Below are 16,343 nucleotides of genomic sequence, written 5' to 3' on the forward strand. Positions count from 1 at the left end.
GGCCGGGCCGGGCTACGGCTCCGGGACCGGGGTGGGGAGTTCCAGCCAGACCGTCTTGCCCGGGTGGGCGCCGGACAGCGGGGACGACCCCCAGGACTGCGCCAGGCGGTTCAGGAGGACCAGGCCGTGCCCCCCGGGGCGCGCCCGGTCCCGCTGCGGGCGCGGTCGCGGCGGCTCGGGGCTGTCGTCCGTCACCTCGACCCGCAGCCGCCCGCCCGGCCCGTAGCGCAGGACCAGCTCCCGCGGGCCCCCGGCGTGCAGGCAGGCGTTGGTGACCAGCTCCGAGACCAGCAGGAGGGCGTCCTCCTCGGCCTCGGTCCCGGGCGCCCAGCTCCAGTCCGCGAGGGCCTGCCGGGTGAAGTCGCGGCACCGCGTGACGACGCCGGCCGTGGCACCGCCCAGGACGAGCCTCCGCGTCTGTTCCGCCACCGGCGCACTCCCGTCTCGGCCCACCGCTCCCTCGGCGCCGCACCTACCCCCGACCAGGATGGACAAATCCCACGGTTTCGGCCACCAGGCCGTCACAGCGGCCCCACAGCCCCGCCGGAGCCCCGCCGGAGCCGCGCCGGAATCCCGCCGAAGCGCTCCGCGCGCCGGGGCGGAGGGGCCCGGCGGGGGCCTCCCGGTGCCTTCCGAGCGGGGTCCCGAAGACCCGCACAAGGCCCCCGCCAGGGGTTTTCGGCCGTTCTCCCCCGTGGAGCGGCCGGTCCGGGCGAGGCTAGCCCGGCCGCTTCCGCACGGTCGAGGACCGCCGCCCCGATCCGTCAAGTCCTCGAAGGCCCCTCCCGTCCCACGGCTCCGCCCGCGACGCGGCCGAGGCGACCCTCTGTCCACATCCTGGACAACTACCCTCGGTATATGAACGCAGATGCCGAAGCCGAAGCCCTCCACACCGTGAAGGACGCCGACCGGAAGCACGTCTTCCATTCCTGGTCGGCCCAGGAGCTCATCGACCCGCTGGCCGTCGCGGGGGCCGAGGGCTCGTACTTCTGGGACTACGAGGGCAACCGCTACCTCGACTTCTCCAGCGCGCTCGTCTACACCAACATCGGCTACCAGCACCCCAGGGTGGCCGCCGCCATCGCGGAGCAGGCGGGCAGGCTCTGTACGGTCGCGCCCGGCTTCGCCGTGGACGTCCGCTCCGAGGCCGCCCGCCTGATCGCCGAGCGCACCCCCGGGGACCTCGACAAGATCTTCTTCACCAATGCCGGGGCCGAGGCCGTGGAGAACGCCGTCCGCATGGCCCGGCTGCACACCGGCCGGCCCAAGGTGATGTCCGCCTACCGCTCGTACCACGGCGCCACCACCACCGCGATCAACCTCACCGGCGACGCGCGCCGCTTCGGCAACGACAGCGCGACCGCCGGCGTCGTGCACTTCTGGGGCCCCTTCCCCTACCGCTCCCCCTTCTACGCCGGCACCGAGGCCGAGGAGTGCGAGCGGGCCCTGCGCCACCTGGAGGACACGGTCGTCTTCGAAGGCCCGCAGTCCATCGCCGCGATCATCCTGGAGACCGTCGGCGGCGCCCCCGGCGTGCTCGTCCCCCCGGCCGGCTACCTGGCCGGCGTCCGCGAGATCTGCGACCGCCACGGCATCGTCTTCATCCTCGACGAGGTCATGGTCGGCTTCGGCCGCACCGGCCGGTGGTTCGCCGCCGAGAACTGGGGGGTCACCCCCGACCTCCTCTGCTTCGCCAAGGGCGTGACCAGCGGATACGTGCCTCTCGGCGGCGTGGCCATCTCGGGGGCGATCGCCGATACCTTCGCCCGCCGCCCCTACCCCGGCGGGCTGACCTACTCCGGGCACGTCCTGGCCTGCGCCGCCGCCGTGGCCACGATCGGCGTGATGGAGGAGGAGGGGATCGTCGAGCAGTCCGCCCGCACCGGCGCCGAGCTGCTGGGCCCCGGCCTGCGCGCCCTCGCCGAGCGGCACCCCTCCGTCGGCGAGGTCCGCGGCCTGGGCACCTTCTGGGCCCTGGAACTCGTACGGGACGCCCGCACGCGCGAGCCGCTCGTCCCGTACAACGCCTCCGGCGCCGAGAACGCCCCCATGGCGGCCTTCGGCGCGGCCCTGAAGAAGGGCGGCCTGTGGCCGCTGCTCGCCGGGAACCGGATCCACGTCGCCCCGCCCTGCAACATCTCGGCCGAGGACGTGGCCAAGGGCCTGGCCGTCCTGGACGGGGCCCTCGCCGTCACGGACGCGCACATGGCCTGAGCCGGACGCCCCCGGCGGCGCCCCCTTGTGGGGTCGGCCAATCCGCCGGTACCGCTGTTCGGAGGTTCCGTCCCGTGGTCAACCCGCCGTACACATGGTGCAATCCCGTCAGTACTCCAGTACTTCAGTACGACTCAGCACCTACGGACCGGGATGCACGTCAGTCCCGGGGCGGTCCTCCGGGGCCGAACGGCGGGGAGCGGGACGTCCCCCGGGGGACGGGCGCTGGACGCCGGGCGTACGGGATCCAGACCAACGGACTCCGTGTTCCCGAGTACCCGAAGGAAGACAGCATGAGCAAGCACGTCCTGGGACAGAACCAGTACGGCAAGGCCGAGAACCGCATCGTCGTGGTGACCCGCAAGGGCAGCGACGGCTCCTGGGCCGAGATCCGCGACCTGAACGTCTCGGTCGCCCTGCGCGGCGAGTTCCGCGACGTCCACCTCACCGGCGACAACGCCAACTGCCTGCCGACCGACACCACCAAGAACACGGTGTACGCCTTCGGCAAGGAGCACGGCATCAGCTCGCCCGAGGCCTTCGGGATCCTGCTCGCCAAGCACTTCGTCTCCTCCCAGGCCCCGATCCGCGAGGCGCAGATCCGGATCGAGGAGTTCGCCTGGGAGCGGATCCCCGTGCCGACCCGCAAGGAGCAGCACTCCTTCGTCCGCAAGGGCCAGGAGGTGCGCACCGCGCAGGTGACCTACAGCGAGGCCACCGGCCTCCAGGTCGTCTCGGGCCTGAAGGAGCTGACGGTGATGAACTCGACCAACTCCGAGTTCCACGGCTTCATCAAGGACGAGTACACGACCCTCCAGGAGGCGTACGACCGCATCCTGGCGACCAAGGTCACCGCCCGCTGGGCGCACTCGGCGCCGGCCGCCGACGACGCGGAGTACGACTGGGACCGGTCGTACAAGAAGGTCCGCAAGCACATGCTGGAGGCCTTCGCGGAGACGTACTCCTACTCGCTCCAGCAGACCCTGAACCAGATGGCCGAGCGGGTGCTCGACCACTGCCCCAAGGTCAACGAGGTGCGCCTCAACCTGCCCAACAAGCACCACTTCCTCGTCGACCTGGAGCCCTTCGGCCTCAAGAACGACAACGAGGTCTACTTCGCGGCGGACCGGATGTACGGCCTGATCGAGGGCACCGTCCACCGTGACGGCGTCCAGCCGGTGATCGCCACCTCCGACTGGATCGTGGCGTAACGGCCCTCCCGCCCCCGTTCGGCCCGGACCGCGTCGCGGGGTCCGGGCCGTCCGTCATCCCCCGGCCCGGGGCGCTCCGACCAGCAGGTTCCAGCGGCCCGCCCGCCCGCTGAGGGCGGTCACGGTGTCGGGGCGCACGTCGAGCCGCCAGAAGACCGCCGCCGGCAGCTCCAGGGCCGACACCACCGCCGCCCGCACGACGGCCTGCGCGACCACCGCGTGGTGCCGGCCGGGCTCCAGCCCGGCCAGGTGGTCCCCCGTACGGGTGATCAGCGCGGCCACCGACTCCCCGCCGCCGGGCGGGGCGAACTCCGGGTCCGTGAGCCAGCGGTGGACCGCCTCCGGGTCCTCCGCGGCCACCTCGTCCAGGGTCCGGCCCGCCCACGCTCCCATGTCCGGCCCGGCCAGGCCCTCGTGGCCCGGACAGGGCCGTGCGGACCCGAACCCGCCCCGGCGGGCGGCGTCGTCGAGCGGGGGCGTGGTCAAGTGCAGGCGCACCGGGGGAGTCAGGGACATAAAAAGAGCGTAAAGCGCACGCCCGGGGCGTGAGACGGCGGCCACACGCCGTGGTGTTCAAGCCAGGAGCGCGCTACCGTCTCGGACGACATCATGAAGAAGGTATGACGGAAGTACCGGTGAGATTCCGGCACGGTCGCGCCACTGTGAATCCTCCCGCGGCGACGGGGGAGGGAAGTCAGACCCGTCCGCCTTCGACGAGAGCACCACTGACCGGGACGCGTGTTCCCCTGGAGGTTCTGCCATGGCCCACTCCGCCGTGCCCGCTTCGGCCCCCGTCGCCGTAGCCCCCATCTCGCTCTCCGCGCTGGCCCCCTGGGCCGCCTTCGCCGCCGTCGTGACCCTGTTCCTGCTGTACCTCGTCGGCGTCGAGCAGGGTGCCGCCGCGATCTTCCAGGGCGAGACCGTCCACGAGTGGATGCACGACGGCCGCCACCTGCTCGGCTTCCCCTGCCACTGATCTCCTGCTGATCCCCCGCTGATCACGCAAGGAGCTCCCACGTGAACACCGTCTCCCCCCGGGCCCTCCTGGTCCGGGGCATGCTGTCCGGCCTGCTCGCGGGCGTCGCCGCCTTCCTCGTCGCGTACCTGATCGGCGAGTCCAAGGTGGACGCGGCGATCGCCATCGAGGAGGCCGGCGAGGCCGCGCACGACCACGCCGAGGCCGCCCCGGTCAGCCGGGCCCTCCAGGCGACGGCCGGCCTCGGCACCGGCACCCTGCTCTACGGGATCGCGCTCGGCGGCATCGCCGCGCTCGTCTTCTGCTTCGCCCTCGGCCGTATCGGCCGCTTCGGCCCCCGGGCCACGGCGGCCCTGGTCAGCGGCGGGCTGTTCCTCACCGTCGGGCTGGTCCCGTTCCTCAAGTACCCCGCCAATCCCCCCGCCGTCGGCGATCCCGACACGGTCGTCCGGCGGACCACCCTCTACCTGCTGATGATCGCCCTGAGCGTGCTGCTGGCCTCGGCCGCCCTGATCCTGGGCCGGCGGCTCGCGCCGCGCCTGGGAAACTGGAACGCCTCGGTCGTCGCCTCCCTGGCCTTCGTGGCGGCCGTCGCCCTCGCCTACGCGCTGCTGCCGGGGATCAACGAGGTGCCGGCGGACTTCCCGGCGGCACTGATCTGGCAGTTCCGGCTCGCCTCGCTGGCCATCCAGGCGGCGGTGTGGACTACTTTCGGCCTGGTCTTCGGATTTCTAGCCGAACGCGCTATTGCCCCGGCCGCCGCACCCAAGGAGGCTGTACAGCCGACGAGTTGAGGACGGCACTCCGGTTGCGGACGTGCCGGGTGACGAGGGTGGGAGCCGGGACATGCAGTCCGCGATCCGGGAATGGCGGGGCTGGACCGGCGCCGCACCGTTCTGGCTGAACTCGGTGCTGCTGAGCCTGGCCCCCTTCACCGCGGTCCCCCTCTTCGCCCAGATGGGCGTCATCACCGCCCTGGCCGCCCTCGGCGGACTGGCCCGCCAGCTCTGGTACGGGGACTACGGCCACCCCGCGATGCACCTCGCCGCCGCCCTCATGGGGGCGGCGGCGGTCGTTTTCGTGGTGCTCTGATCCCGCCCGCCGCCCCGCTCCCGTGCCGCACCCACGCCGGCCCGCACCAGCGCCCCCACCGCCGAACGACCCGCGCGGCGAGGAAGAATGGGGCTTTTCGAACGGAACGGGGGCTGGTGTGACGGCGGCAGGGCGGGACATACCCGAGGAGTACCTGACCGGGTACGTGCACATGCTCGCGGAGGTCTCGGCCACCGGCCGGCGCCCGGTGCGCGCGGAGCTCGACGCCCGCCGCGCCCTCGGGGAGAAGGCCGCCGAGGCCGGGTACGGGCTGCGCGGCCTGGTCGGCGCCCACCTCGCCGCCACCCGCGCCGCGCTCGGCGGCCGCACCGCCCCCGACCCCCTGATGGCGGCCGCGGAACAGGCCGTGGACGCCTTCGCCGAGGGGTACGAGCGCGCCCAGCGGCTGGCGGTGCGCCAGGAGGAGGCGGCCCGGCGCGAGTTCATCGACGACCTCCTCCTCGGCCGCGGCGATCCGGGGGACCTCGGCGAAAGGGCCGACCGCTTCGGGCTCCGCCCGGCCGGGGCGCACGCGGTGGCCGTGGCCCGTACGGCATCGCCCCACACGGACGGCAGCCCGCAGGTCCGTCGGCTGGAGCGGGTGCTCGCCGGACGGTTCGGGGACGGGGCGGCGCTGCTGGCCACCAAGGAGGGCCGGCTGATCTGCGTGGCCTCCGGCGACGGGGACGAGGTCCTGGCCCACTTCGCACGGCTGGCGCGCGCGGGCGCCGGCGGACTGGTCGCCGTCGGGCGCCCGCACCCCGGCGCGGGCGGGGTGGCCTCCTCGTACGAGGAGGCCCTGCACGCCCTCGACCTCGCGGACCGGCTCGGCTTCGAGGGGCCGCTGCTGCGCGCCGCCGACCTGCTGGTCTTCCCCGTACTGACCCGGGACCGGGCGGCCATGGCCGATCTGGTGCTGAGCGCCCTGGGGCCGCTGCGGGCCGGACGCGGCGGGGCCGTCCCGCTGCTGGACACGCTGACCGCCTACTTCGACTCGGGGTGCGTGGCGGCGGAGGCGGCCCGGCGGCTGGGCCTGAGCGTGCGGGCGCTGACCTACCGCCTGGAGCGCATCCACAGCCTGACGGGCCACGACCCCGGCGACCCGGCCCACCGCTACACCCTCCAGACGGCGGCCCTCGGAGCCCGCCTCCTGAACTGGCCGGCCGAGCCGCTCGGCTGACGGCCCCGGTTCCCCACCCTCACCCGTTCGGCGGCACCGCCCCCGGTTTCCGAAGCGCACCCGGCGCACCCGCCGCCAGCTGCGAAGACTCCCACCGCGCACCCCGGCGCAGCCGTGACACACCGTCACCCCGCGGCTGCCGCCGATGTGCCCGGCCCCGGAGCGTGGTCCACGCTCCCAGGGACCGGCCGCCCGAGCCGGCCCAGGAGGAATGCCATGTCCCGCGCCCCATGGGCGGCCGCCGCGCTGACGGTCGCCCTGCTCTGCACCGGCATCGGACTGCTGCGCGGCGGAGAGGGTGCGGAGCCGGGGACCTCGGGCGTCGCGGACGCCCTGCCCTCGCGGGCCCTGGGCCTGTCCGGCCACCGCCGCCTCGTGCGCGAACTGGAGCACTCCGGCACCCATTCCCACACCCCCGCCCGCAGGAGCCGGACCGGAGCCGCCGGACCGCTGCGCGCCTCGCGGCCGCTGCGGCTGAGGATCCCCAGCCTGGGGGTGGACCTCCCGCTGGCCGAAGGCGCCCCTGACGGCCGGGACACCGCCGGCTGGGACACCACCGGGCCGGCCCCGGGGTCGGCCGGCACCGCCGTGGTCACCGGCGACGGGCTCCCGCTCGGCGAGCTGCGGCGGGGCCGCACCATCGAGATCCCGCGCGCGGACCACCGTACGGCCGTGTTCACCGTCGAGCGGGTCTCCCCGTACGGGGTCATCGCGCCCGGCCGGGGCGGCCGGGCCCGCCTGCGGCTGGTCAGTGGCGAGACGTCCGTCCTCGCGCGGCTGACCGGGCCGCTGCGCACCGGCTGAGCGCGGTGCGCCGGTCCGCCGCGTCAGCCGAGGGGGGTGTCCTGGTCCCCCGGTCGGGGGGTTCTCGGCAGGGTCCGGCGAGTCGCCCGGGGCGGCTGGGCAGGGAAGCCCCCATGAGCGGTGCGCGGTACGCGCGGGCGGTGCTGGCGCGGGCCCTGACGGTGGCCTGCGTGGCCCTGCTGTGCCTGTTCGGCGCCGGTCCGGCGGCGTCCGCCACCGCGGGCGCCGACCCCCGCACCGCCTCCTCCGCCCCGGCCGACCCCGCCGAAGGACAGGCGGATCCGGCCGCGGATCCCGACGCCCGGGCGGACGTGCGGACGGTCGTGCGCGTGGCGCCGGCCCCGCGCGAGCTGCCGCCGGGGACGTTTCACGTGAAACACGCCGACGAGTCCACCCGTGTGGCCCCGGGCGGGCCGGCCGGGGCGGCCGTGTCACCGCGGGCGGTCCGGAGCGTGGTCCTGCGCTGCTGAGGGGGCCGAGCGGCAGAACACCCCCCGCACACCCCTGGACCACCGTGAGGTTCCGTCATGCCCGTCGACCCGTACGCCGCCCTGAACGCCATGATCCGCGCGGAGGCCGTCCGCTTCTCCCCGGCGTCCCGCAAGGACCGGCCGGCCCCGCAGGCCCCGGCCGCGGAGACCGCGCCCGAGAGCCCCGAGACCGGGCCCGGCGGCGAGCCGCAGCCGCGCACCGCCGAGCCGGCCGCGTAGCCGGCCCGGCCCTGCCATGAGGCGGCGCCGGTTCCCGCGCCCTCCGCAACGGGGCACGGGAACCGGCGCCGCGGCCGGTGCGCGGGGCCTCAGTCCTCCCGCGTGTAGTACCGGTAGAAGGCCGCGATCCCGACGCCGATGCCGGTGAACAGGCCGACGACGGTGGAGCGGAGGATGGACTGGTTGGTGAGGCTGTGCAGGTAGCCGACGGCGATCCCGGCGAACACCCCGTACGCCGTGGCGTGCAGCTCCCGCATGAGCAGCGGGCCGAACCGCGCGAGGCCGTACATGACGGCGGCGAAGAGCACGCCGCACAGGATCCCGTAGAAGACGTTGCCGACGGTGACCGGACCGGTGTCGCGCTTCATCATGGCGGTCCAGAGCCCGTAGGCGAGGCCGAGCAGCAGGGCGCGGATCAGGGCGCCCCTGTGGAGGTCGTGCTCCGCCGACGTCATCGGACGGTGCCACTGGATGGTGCGGGGGGCCGCGTGTGCCATGGCGGGCTCCTCTCTTCCGGTCTCCAGGGCACACCCGCCGCCCCGGGGCGGCAAGTGGATCACCCGTCCGGGCGGGCCCCGGACGCGGCCGCTCCCCGGACGCAGCAACCGGGGTGGCGCCCCGGACCGCGCCCGCCTTCCCTGGTGACGTGCGCACCTACCTGTCGGCGGCCCTCATCGTGCTCGTGGCCCTCCTCGTCCCCGCGAGCGCGGTCGCGTACTGGGCAGACCGCCGATTGGGTGACGCCGACAGCTACACCGCCGCCATGTCCCCGCTCGCCTCCAACCCCGCCGTCCAGGGCGTGGTCGTCACCCAGGTCACCCGCGCCCTCTCCGGACAGATCGACGCGGGCCCCTTCCAGGGCGGGGTCGACGCCCTGATCGGCGAGGCCCTGCACTCCTTCGCCGGGACCCCCGCCTACCGGACGGCCTGGGACGCGGCCAACCGGGCCGCCCACACCGCCTTCCTCGACGCCCTCACCACCGGCCACGGGGACGCGGTCACCATCGACCTCGCGCCGGTGATCGCGCAGGTCAGGGGGGAACTGGTGGCCGACGGGGTGCCGTTCGCCGACCGGATCCCCGAAACCCACCTGTCCGTCAAGGTCATGGAGTACGACAACCTCGGCGCGCTCCGGGAGGGGTTCCGCATGCTCCAGGTCGCCGGTGTCTGGCTCCCCGTGCTGACCGTGCTGCTCGCCGCGGCGGCCGTGGCCGTCGCCGTGCGCCGCCGCCGCGCGCTGCTGGCCACCGGCCTCGGGATCGCGGCTGGTGCCGTCCTGCTGGGGATCGCGGTCGCCGTGTGCCGTCGGCTGACCCTCGACGACCTCCCCTCCGACATCGACCGGGCCGCCGCCGGGGCGGTCTACGACGCGCTGACCGCGTTCCTGCGCACCACCGCCTGGGTGGTCCTCTTCCTCGGTCTGGCCACCGCGCTCACCGCATGGCTGATGGGCCGGCTGCGCCGCACCCCATAAGCTCGGAACATACCCATCCTCCGCAGAACGACCCAGAAGAACCGATTCGCGAGCGGTGACACGGAAGCGGAATGACCACCGAACGACGCACCGAGCACATACCGCCCCGGCCGCCCCGGGCCCACCCGCTGGCTCCCCCCGCCTGGCTCGTCGCGGGACTGCGGCCGAGCCGTACCCCCGTCCCCTGGGCCGCGGTCGCCCGCGCCGGGATCGCGATGTCCGTCCCGCTCGCCGTCGGCTTCGCCCTGGACGAGCCCGAGTACGGCGCGCTCGCCTCCATGGGCGCGCTGTCGGGGGTGATCGGCGACACCGCCGACGCCTACCGGATGCGGATCCTGAACATCGCGGTCCCGCAGCTCCTGGGCGCGGTCGGGGTGGCCCTGGGCACCCTCGTCTACGGCCACGGCTGGGTCGCGGTCGCCGTCCTCACCCTGATCGCCCTGGTGTCCGGAATGATCTCCTCGATCGGCTCGGTCGCCTCGGCGGCGGGGCTCGTGTTCCTGCTCAACGCGGTCGTCGGGGCGGGCCTGCCGCTGCCCGAGCCCTGGTGGACGGCCCCGCTGCTGCTCGGCGCGGGCGGCCTGTTCGTCCTGCTGCTCACGCTGCTGGGCTGGCCGCTGCGCGGCCGGCAGCCCGAGCGGGCCGCCGTCGCGGCCGCCTACCGGGCCGTCGCCGACGCCCTGGAGGCGGCGGGCGGACCGGCGGCCGTGTACGACGAGCGCCGCCAGCAGGTCACCCAGGCCCTGAACCAGGCCTACGACCTCGTCCTGGCCCGCCGCGCCCGGGTGCACGGGCGCAGCCCGTCGCTGGTGCGGGTGATCGCCCAGCTGAACGTGCTGATCCCGCTGGTCGAGTCCGCCCCCGCCGCCCACCTGCGCGGCCGCCCGCTGCCACCCGAGGTCCCGGCGGCGGTGCGGGAGCTGGCCGCCGCCGTCGAGGAGGGGCGCACGGGTACCCCGGTCCTCGACCTCCCGGCCGCGCACGGCCGGTCCGAGCGGGCCGTGGACGCCGCCCTGCGGTACGCGGCGGAGATCGTGCACCTGGAGGAGCCGGACCTCAGCCACGCCGACGACCGGCTCGGCCGGCCCGCCGCCCTGCGCGTCCGGGCGGGGCGCGCGGTGCGCGACCTGATGCTGTCCGAGGCCTCCTGGCGCTACGGGCTCCGCCTGGCCCTGTGCATCGGCCTGGCCCAGTCGCTGGTCTCCCTGGTCGAGGTGGAGCGCTCGTACTGGGTGGCGCTGACGGTCACCTTCGTGCTCAAGCCGGACTTCGGCTCCGTGTTCTCCCGTGCGGTGCTGCGCGCCCTGGGGACGGCCGCCGGACTGGTCCTCGCGGCCGCCGTACTGGCGGAGGTGCCGCGCGGCTGGTGGGACGTCCCGGTGATGGCGCTGCTGGCCGCGCTGATCCCGGCGTTCTCCGCGAAGGGGTACGTCTTCCAGACCGCGGCCATCACCCCGGTGATCCTGCTCCTGTCGGACCTCCTCAACCACCAGGGCTTCGACCTCATCCGGCCCCGGCTGCTGGACAGCCTGATCGGCTGCGCCATCACCCTGGTCTTCGGCTACCTGCTGTGGCCCGAGAGCTGGCACACCCGGGTCGGGGACCGGCTCGCCGCCGCCGTCGACGACGCCGCCCGCTACGTGGAGTGCGCCTTCGCCCCGGTCGCGGACGACGCCGCGCTGCGGGCGGCCCGCCAGTCCCGCCTCCAGGCCCGGCGCCGGATCTACCGCGACCTCTCGGGCGTCCGCAGCGAGTTCCAGCGGGCCCTGACCGAGCCCCCGCCGACCGGCAGCCGCGCCGCCGCGTGGTGGCCGCTGGTGGTGGCCGTGGAGCGGGTCGTGGACGCCACCACGGCGGCCCGCGTGCGGGTCAACCACGGGGCCGCAGCCCCGCCCCCGTCCGAGGTGTCCCGCATCGCCGGCCAGATCCGGGAGCTGGCCGAGGGCATCCGCAGCAGCCCCACCCTGCGCCGGGTCGACATGGCCCCGGACCCGGAGGAGCCCAGCGTGCTGACCCCGCTGCACCAGGAGGTGGCGGCGGCCCGGGCCATCGCCCAACCGGAGCACTGAACGGGGCCCGGACCCCCTCCGCACGGCAGCATCGAAGCATGCGTCCCCGCCGCCCCCTGGCCGCCCCGGCCCTGGCCGCCGTCCTGGCCGTGACGGCGGCGGCGACCGGCGGCTGCGCCGACGTCGAGGGTCTGGAGAACCAGGGCGACCGCGGCACCGTCCACGCCCCCCGGACCCTGTGGAAGGGCTACCGGCCCGACCCGCCCGGACCCGGGCAGCAGCCCGGGGCCGCCGCGGTGGTCCCGGGCCTGCCCAAGGTGCCGGGCCTGAGCATGCGCGGGGTGGACCCCCTGGCCGTCGTACGGGCCGACGTCGCCGCCGCCACCGCCGAGGACGGCGGCACCGGCCGCCTCGTGGACCCCCGGGCCGTCCAGCGGCTCGGACTCTGCACACGGGCTGTGGACGGCGGCCCCTACTGCCCGGTGCGGCCCGGCGTCCTGCACGACCTCACCGGCAACGGCAGGGAGGAGCTGATCACCGCCCTGGACCTGGACGGCCGCCTCAGCGAACTGCGGGTCTACACCGTCCAGGACGACGGCAGGATCGCCCGCATCCTGTCCCGGCGCGGGGTCCTGGAGGGCGTGGAGGTCGCCTCCGAGCACCTGGCCGTCCGCGAACCGACCTCCAACCCGGCCTACACCTCCGTCTCCGACTACGTCTGGGACCCGAACACCAAGAGCATGAGCCTGTCGCAGCTCACCCTCGACGACTGCCCGGCCCTCAGCGATTCCCCGTCGAGCGACGACCGGCAGCGATGCGCGCGCTGAGCAGCCTCCGCTGGAAGATCGCCCTGACCACCACCCTGGTCTGCTGCACGGTGGCCGCCGCCCTGGGGATCGCCGTGCACAACGTGGTCGCCCGGCAGATCGTCGGGGAGGTCCGCAAGGAGGCCGACCGGGAACTGGAGCACGCCCTCGGCCACTACGAGTACGGCACCGCCCACGGCGACGTCCGCTCCGCCCTCGACCCGGCCGGCCTCCCCGGCCCGCTGCGCGACCTCGTCGCCCGCGGCCGGACCGGCAGCATGGCCGGGACCTACCAGGGCAAGCCCGTGATGTGGGCGGCCGGACCCGCCGACCGGCAGGCCCTCGCGGTCTGGATCCCGTACGAGGGCACCCGCGACCGGCTCCGGGACCTGGACACCGCGATCCTCCTCTCCTCGGCGCTCGCGGCCGGGGTGGTGGCCCTGGCCGGCCTGTTCCTCGCCCACCGGATCAGCGGCCGCCTCACCACCACGGCCGCCGTCGCCCGCCGGATCAGCGCCGGGGACCTGGACGCCCGGGTCGGCTTCCCCTCCGGCCGGGACACCCGCGGCCCCGACCGCTCCCGCGACGAGGTCCGGGACGTCGCCCAGGCCCTGGACACGATGGCCGCCTCGCTCCAGGGACGGCTGGAGGCGGAGAAGCGGTTCACGGCCGATGTCGCGCACGAGCTGCGCACCCCGCTGACGGGCTCGCTGGCCGCCGCCGCACTGCTCCCGGAGGGCCGGCCCAAGGAGATGATCGAGGACCGGCTGCGCGCCCTGCACCTGCTCACGGAAGACCTGCTGGAGATCTCCCGGCTGGACTCCGGGGTGGAGCGGGCCGACCTGGCCCGGGTGGAACTGGGCCAGGCCGTACGGCGGGCCGTCGCAGGCTCCCGGCTCGCCGCCGAGGTCCGGGTGGTCCGGGACGCGGTGGTGCTCACCGACCGGCGGCGGCTGGACCGGATCCTGGTCAACCTGCTGGTCAACGCGCACAAGCACGGCCGGCCCCCGGTCGAGGTGACGGTGGAGGGGCCGGTGGTGGCGATCCGCGACCACGGCTCGGGCTATCCCGCCGAACTGATCGAGCAGGGCCCCCGGCGCTTCCGCACGGGAGACCCCGGCCGCGGGCGCGGCCACGGCCTGGGCCTGACGATCGCGGCGGGCCAGGCGGCCGTCCTGGACATCGCCCTCACCTTCGCGAACGCCCCCGACGGCGGGGCCCTGACCACGCTCCGACTCCCGGTGGGGCGGCTGCCGGAGGGGAGTTGAGGGACGCTCCCGATGTTTCACGTGGAACATCACGTGGACCATCCGGGCCGGCAACTGGGCGTTCCCCTCGGCGAGATCGGCCCCCATCCACCCGAACCGGCTGGAAACGGGCGCCGGAGCGCCGCCGACGGGTCGTCCCGGGGGCCTGCGCGGATGGTCCGCGACGGATGCGGAGGGGCGGGCCCTGCCGCGACGGCGTCCGAGGGCTGCGCCGATGCGGCGGCGCGGGGATGAACGGTGGATGAACCCGGCACGGCGGAGGGCCAGTTCGTGCGGGCGGCCGGGTTGGGTGGTAGGACGGGCACCACGAAGGGCGCCCCTGCCGTCGTTCCAGCCAAGGGGCCGATAACCTTACGTGTCCACTCTGGGCAGGGATCAACCGCGCAGCACGGACAAATGACGCACGCACTCATGCGAAAGGCCTGGCCCATGGGTATTCGGAGCTTGTTGCGCAAGGTGTTCGGAAGGACTGCGGAGCCGGTCCCCGAAACGTCGGACGCCCCGGCGGCGGCCCTCCCCAGCCAGGCCGAGCGCACTCCCCTGGACGCGGCGGCCGACCTGGTGGCGGCGTCCTTCGACAACCCGACGGTCCCGCCGCAGTCCGCGCCGCGCGACCGCGAGGCGGGCGCCCTGCTCACCGCGCCCGCCACCACCACGGACCCCACGGTCCCGGAAGCCCGCCGCCCGTCCCCCGGTCCCACCCCGCCGGACCGCCCGACGCCGACGCCGACCCCTGCCCCGGACACCCCGGAGGCCCAGCCGGAGAAGGCCACCACCCCCGAGCCGGAACCCGCCCGGCCGGAGCCGGAGACCCCGACCGAGCCGGCCGCCGCCGAAGCGGAGCCCGCCCAGGCCGAGGCCGCCGAGCCGCAGCCCCAGCCGGCCCCCGAGCCCCCGGCCGAGACGGAGGCCGGCACCGAGGCCGAGGCGGCCGCTCCCGCGACGGAGGACCAGCCGGAGGCCGAGGCCGCCGCGGAGCCGCAGCCCCAGGCCGAACCGGCCACCGACCCCGAGGCCCAGCCGGAGGAGACCACCGCCCCCGAGCCGGTGGCCGCCGAAACCGAGGCCACCCCGGCCGAACCGGCCACCGCCCCCGACCCGCTGGCCGCCCAGGCCGAGGCCACCGCGCCCGAGGCCGACGCGGCCGCCGCCACGCCCGAGACCCCCGCGCCGCAGGCGCAGGAAGTCCCGGAACCGGCCGCCGAACCCGAGGCCCAGCCCGAGGAAGCCACCACCCCCGAGCCGCTGGCCTCCGCAGCCGAGCCCGCCCCGGCCGAACCGGCCACCGCCCGGCCGGAGGCCGTGACCGAGCCGGCCGCCACCGAGGCCGGGGCGGCCGCTCCCGCGACGGAGGACCGGCCGGAGGCTGACGCCCCCGAGCCGACCGCCGCTGCGGAGCCCGCCGAGCCGCCGGCCCAGGACGCCCCCGAGCCGGTCGTCACCACCACCCCCGGCCTGCCGGAGGCCGAGGCCGCGGAGCCGCAGCCCCAGGCCGAACCGGCCGCCGCACCCGAGGCGGCCACCGCCCCCGAGCCCGTGACCGCCGAAACCGAGCCCGCCCCGGCCCACGCCGTCGAGCCCGAGGCCGACGCGGCCGCCGCAACGCCCGAAGCCCCCGCGCCGCAGGCGCAGGAAGCCCCGGAGGCCCAGCCGGAGGAGACCACCGCCCCCGAGCCGGTGGCCGCCGAAACCGAGGCCACCCCGGCCGACGCCGTCGAGCCCGAGGCCGACGCAGCCGCCGGGCCGGAGGGCGGGGCCCCGGCCGACGGCGCCGAGGAGCAGGAGCCCGCTCCCGTCGCCGCCCAGGCCGAGCCGGAGGCAGAGGCAGAGGCCGGGCCCGCCCTCCCCGCGGCGGCGGTGCGTCGCAAGGGCGGGGCCGTCGGTGCGGCGTACAAGGCCGCCGGGCAGGTGCTGCGCGGCAAGGGCAGGACCGGGGCGCGCGCCAAGGTGTACCTCGTCCTCGACCGCTCCGGCTCCATGCGCGGGTTCTACAAGGACGGCAGCGCCCAGTACCTCGCCGACCACGCCCTCGCGCTCGCCGCGCACCTGGACGAGGAGGCCACCGTGCACACGGTGTTCTTCTCCACCGAAATCGACGGCACCGCCGACCTGACCCTCGACGGCCACGACGCGGCCTGGGTCGAGGCCCGCCACGCCGAGCTCGGCCGGATGGGCCGCACCAGCTACCACGTGGCCGTCGAGGCCGTCGTGGAGCGGTACCGCAAGGACGGCGGCGAGGGCCCGGCCCTGGTCGTCTTCCAGACGGACGGCGCGCCCGACAACGTCCGCCCCGCCCGCCAGGCGATCGCGGACGCCGCCGCCACCGCCCCCGGCATCCACTGGCAGTTCGTCGCGTTCGGCGACCACGACGCCAAGGCCTTCGACTTCCTGCGCAAGCTGGACGCCGAGAACGCCGGCTTCTTCCACGCCGGCCCGACCCCCGCGGAGCTCACCTCGGCCGCCCTCCTCAAGGGCGTCCTCGACCGGTTCTGACGGCCGAAGGCCGACGTCGGACGACGGACGACGGACGACGGACGACGGACCACAGACACAACGCGAAGGGCCCGGGATCCGCGAGGATCCCGGGCCCTTCCCGCTA

The 16,343-nt window shown here is 75.5% G+C and carries 17 protein-coding genes; 14 read left to right on the top strand and 3 right to left on the bottom strand.

From position 1 onward, the window contains the following. Window positions 1–12: 12 nt before the first annotated feature. Complete coding sequence (locus ACIRBY_RS12750) at window positions 13–429, bottom strand: ATP-binding protein (protein ID WP_403899980.1); 417 nt, start codon at window positions 427–429, stop codon at window positions 13–15. A gap of 429 nt (window positions 430–858) precedes the next feature. Between ACIRBY_RS12750 and ACIRBY_RS12755 the strand changes: the two genes are divergently transcribed. Together ACIRBY_RS12755 and pucL are read left to right on the top strand one after the other, a co-directional pair. Then, complete coding sequence (locus ACIRBY_RS12755; protein WP_403899982.1) at window positions 859–2,214, top strand: aspartate aminotransferase family protein; 1,356 nt, start codon at window positions 859–861, stop codon at window positions 2,212–2,214. A gap of 293 nt (window positions 2,215–2,507) precedes the next feature. Next, the gene (gene pucL, locus ACIRBY_RS12760; protein WP_403899984.1) at window positions 2,508–3,425 is read left to right on the top strand and encodes a factor-independent urate hydroxylase; all 918 of its coding nucleotides are present in this window, start codon (window positions 2,508–2,510) and stop codon (window positions 3,423–3,425) included. Window positions 3,426–3,479: 54 nt separating this feature from the next. Here pucL and ACIRBY_RS12765 read toward each other — a convergent pair whose 3' ends face one another. After that, window positions 3,480–3,941 carry a histidine phosphatase family protein gene (locus ACIRBY_RS12765; RefSeq protein WP_403899986.1) on the bottom strand — a complete coding sequence of 154 codons (462 nt, stop codon included), beginning with the start codon at window positions 3,939–3,941 and terminating at the stop codon, window positions 3,480–3,482. 244 nt (window positions 3,942–4,185) lie between these two features. Between ACIRBY_RS12765 and ACIRBY_RS12770 the strand changes: the two genes are divergently transcribed. From ACIRBY_RS12770 to ACIRBY_RS12800, 7 genes are all read left to right on the top strand, one after another. Continuing rightward, on the top strand, window positions 4,186–4,401 hold the full coding sequence (locus tag ACIRBY_RS12770; RefSeq protein ID WP_079428426.1) for a CbtB-domain containing protein: 216 nt from the start codon (window positions 4,186–4,188) through the stop codon (window positions 4,399–4,401). Between the two features lie 41 nt (window positions 4,402–4,442). Continuing rightward, a complete protein-coding gene (locus ACIRBY_RS12775) occupies window positions 4,443–5,195 on the top strand; it encodes a CbtA family protein (protein WP_403899988.1) in 753 nt (250 codons plus the stop codon). A gap of 52 nt (window positions 5,196–5,247) precedes the next feature. Continuing rightward, complete coding sequence (locus ACIRBY_RS12780) at window positions 5,248–5,493, top strand: hypothetical protein (protein ID WP_390686275.1); 246 nt, start codon at window positions 5,248–5,250, stop codon at window positions 5,491–5,493. Between the two features lie 172 nt (window positions 5,494–5,665). Next, window positions 5,666–6,673, top strand: coding sequence for a PucR family transcriptional regulator (locus ACIRBY_RS12785; RefSeq protein WP_403900549.1), 1,008 nt, complete (start codon window positions 5,666–5,668; stop codon window positions 6,671–6,673). 216 nt (window positions 6,674–6,889) lie between these two features. Continuing rightward, entirely contained in the window at window positions 6,890–7,477 is a 588-nt protein-coding gene (locus ACIRBY_RS12790) for a hypothetical protein (protein WP_403899991.1), read from the top strand. Between the two features lie 113 nt (window positions 7,478–7,590). After that, window positions 7,591–7,947, top strand: a complete 357-nt coding sequence (locus tag ACIRBY_RS12795) for a hypothetical protein (protein WP_403899993.1) — start codon at window positions 7,591–7,593, stop codon at window positions 7,945–7,947. Between the two features lie 57 nt (window positions 7,948–8,004). Next, window positions 8,005–8,187, top strand: a complete 183-nt coding sequence (locus ACIRBY_RS12800) for a hypothetical protein (protein ID WP_403899995.1) — start codon at window positions 8,005–8,007, stop codon at window positions 8,185–8,187. A gap of 89 nt (window positions 8,188–8,276) precedes the next feature. Here the strand turns inward: ACIRBY_RS12800 and ACIRBY_RS12805 are convergent, their stop codons facing one another. After that, entirely contained in the window at window positions 8,277–8,684 is a 408-nt protein-coding gene (locus ACIRBY_RS12805) for a hypothetical protein (protein ID WP_403899997.1), read from the bottom strand. A gap of 149 nt (window positions 8,685–8,833) precedes the next feature. Here ACIRBY_RS12805 and ACIRBY_RS12810 point away from each other — a divergent pair, with 149 nt between their 5' ends. From ACIRBY_RS12810 to ACIRBY_RS12830, 5 genes are all read left to right on the top strand, one after another. Next, the gene (locus ACIRBY_RS12810) at window positions 8,834–9,661 is read left to right on the top strand and encodes a hypothetical protein (RefSeq protein ID WP_403899999.1); all 828 of its coding nucleotides are present in this window, start codon (window positions 8,834–8,836) and stop codon (window positions 9,659–9,661) included. A 71-nt stretch (window positions 9,662–9,732) separates the two neighbouring features. Next, window positions 9,733–11,730, top strand: coding sequence for an FUSC family protein (locus ACIRBY_RS12815; protein WP_403900001.1), 1,998 nt, complete (start codon window positions 9,733–9,735; stop codon window positions 11,728–11,730). 38 nt (window positions 11,731–11,768) lie between these two features. After that, on the top strand, window positions 11,769–12,497 hold the full coding sequence (locus ACIRBY_RS12820) for a hypothetical protein (protein WP_403900003.1): 729 nt from the start codon (window positions 11,769–11,771) through the stop codon (window positions 12,495–12,497). Continuing rightward, window positions 12,485–13,744, top strand: coding sequence for a sensor histidine kinase (locus ACIRBY_RS12825; protein ID WP_403900005.1), 1,260 nt, complete (start codon window positions 12,485–12,487; stop codon window positions 13,742–13,744). Before ACIRBY_RS12820 ends, ACIRBY_RS12825 begins: the two co-directional genes overlap by 13 nt. Before the next feature lie 429 nt (window positions 13,745–14,173). After that, the gene (locus ACIRBY_RS12830; protein ID WP_403900007.1) at window positions 14,174–16,237 is read left to right on the top strand and encodes a VWA domain-containing protein; all 2,064 of its coding nucleotides are present in this window, start codon (window positions 14,174–14,176) and stop codon (window positions 16,235–16,237) included. Window positions 16,238–16,343 lie beyond the last annotated feature (106 nt).

The sequence above is a fragment of the Streptomyces sp. NPDC096136 genome (genome assembly GCF_044763325.1).
Lineage (GTDB): Bacteria > Actinomycetota > Actinomycetes > Streptomycetales > Streptomycetaceae > Streptomyces.

What these genes read in the sequence shown, in the direction of transcription:
- ACIRBY_RS12755 (WP_403899982.1), top strand. Translation starts at nt 859, where the DNA reads ATGAACGCAGATGCCGAAGCCGAAGCCCTCCACACCGTGAAGGACGCC.
- pucL (WP_403899984.1), top strand. Translation starts at nt 2,508, where the DNA reads ATGAGCAAGCACGTCCTGGGACAGAACCAGTACGGCAAGGCCGAGAAC.
- ACIRBY_RS12765 (WP_403899986.1), bottom strand. Translation starts at nt 3,941, where the DNA reads ATGTCCCTGACTCCCCCGGTGCGCCTGCACTTGACCACGCCCCCGCTC.
- ACIRBY_RS12770 (WP_079428426.1), top strand. Translation starts at nt 4,186, where the DNA reads ATGGCCCACTCCGCCGTGCCCGCTTCGGCCCCCGTCGCCGTAGCCCCC.
- ACIRBY_RS12780 (WP_390686275.1), top strand. Translation starts at nt 5,248, where the DNA reads ATGCAGTCCGCGATCCGGGAATGGCGGGGCTGGACCGGCGCCGCACCG.
- ACIRBY_RS12785 (WP_403900549.1), top strand. Translation starts at nt 5,666, where the DNA reads ATGCTCGCGGAGGTCTCGGCCACCGGCCGGCGCCCGGTGCGCGCGGAG.
- ACIRBY_RS12790 (WP_403899991.1), top strand. Translation starts at nt 6,890, where the DNA reads ATGTCCCGCGCCCCATGGGCGGCCGCCGCGCTGACGGTCGCCCTGCTC.
- ACIRBY_RS12795 (WP_403899993.1), top strand. Translation starts at nt 7,591, where the DNA reads ATGAGCGGTGCGCGGTACGCGCGGGCGGTGCTGGCGCGGGCCCTGACG.
- ACIRBY_RS12800 (WP_403899995.1), top strand. Translation starts at nt 8,005, where the DNA reads ATGCCCGTCGACCCGTACGCCGCCCTGAACGCCATGATCCGCGCGGAG.
- ACIRBY_RS12805 (WP_403899997.1), bottom strand. Translation starts at nt 8,684, where the DNA reads ATGGCACACGCGGCCCCCCGCACCATCCAGTGGCACCGTCCGATGACG.
- ACIRBY_RS12815 (WP_403900001.1), top strand. Translation starts at nt 9,733, where the DNA reads ATGACCACCGAACGACGCACCGAGCACATACCGCCCCGGCCGCCCCGG.
- ACIRBY_RS12820 (WP_403900003.1), top strand. Translation starts at nt 11,769, where the DNA reads ATGCGTCCCCGCCGCCCCCTGGCCGCCCCGGCCCTGGCCGCCGTCCTG.
- ACIRBY_RS12825 (WP_403900005.1), top strand. Translation starts at nt 12,485, where the DNA reads ATGCGCGCGCTGAGCAGCCTCCGCTGGAAGATCGCCCTGACCACCACC.
- ACIRBY_RS12830 (WP_403900007.1), top strand. Translation starts at nt 14,174, where the DNA reads ATGGGTATTCGGAGCTTGTTGCGCAAGGTGTTCGGAAGGACTGCGGAG.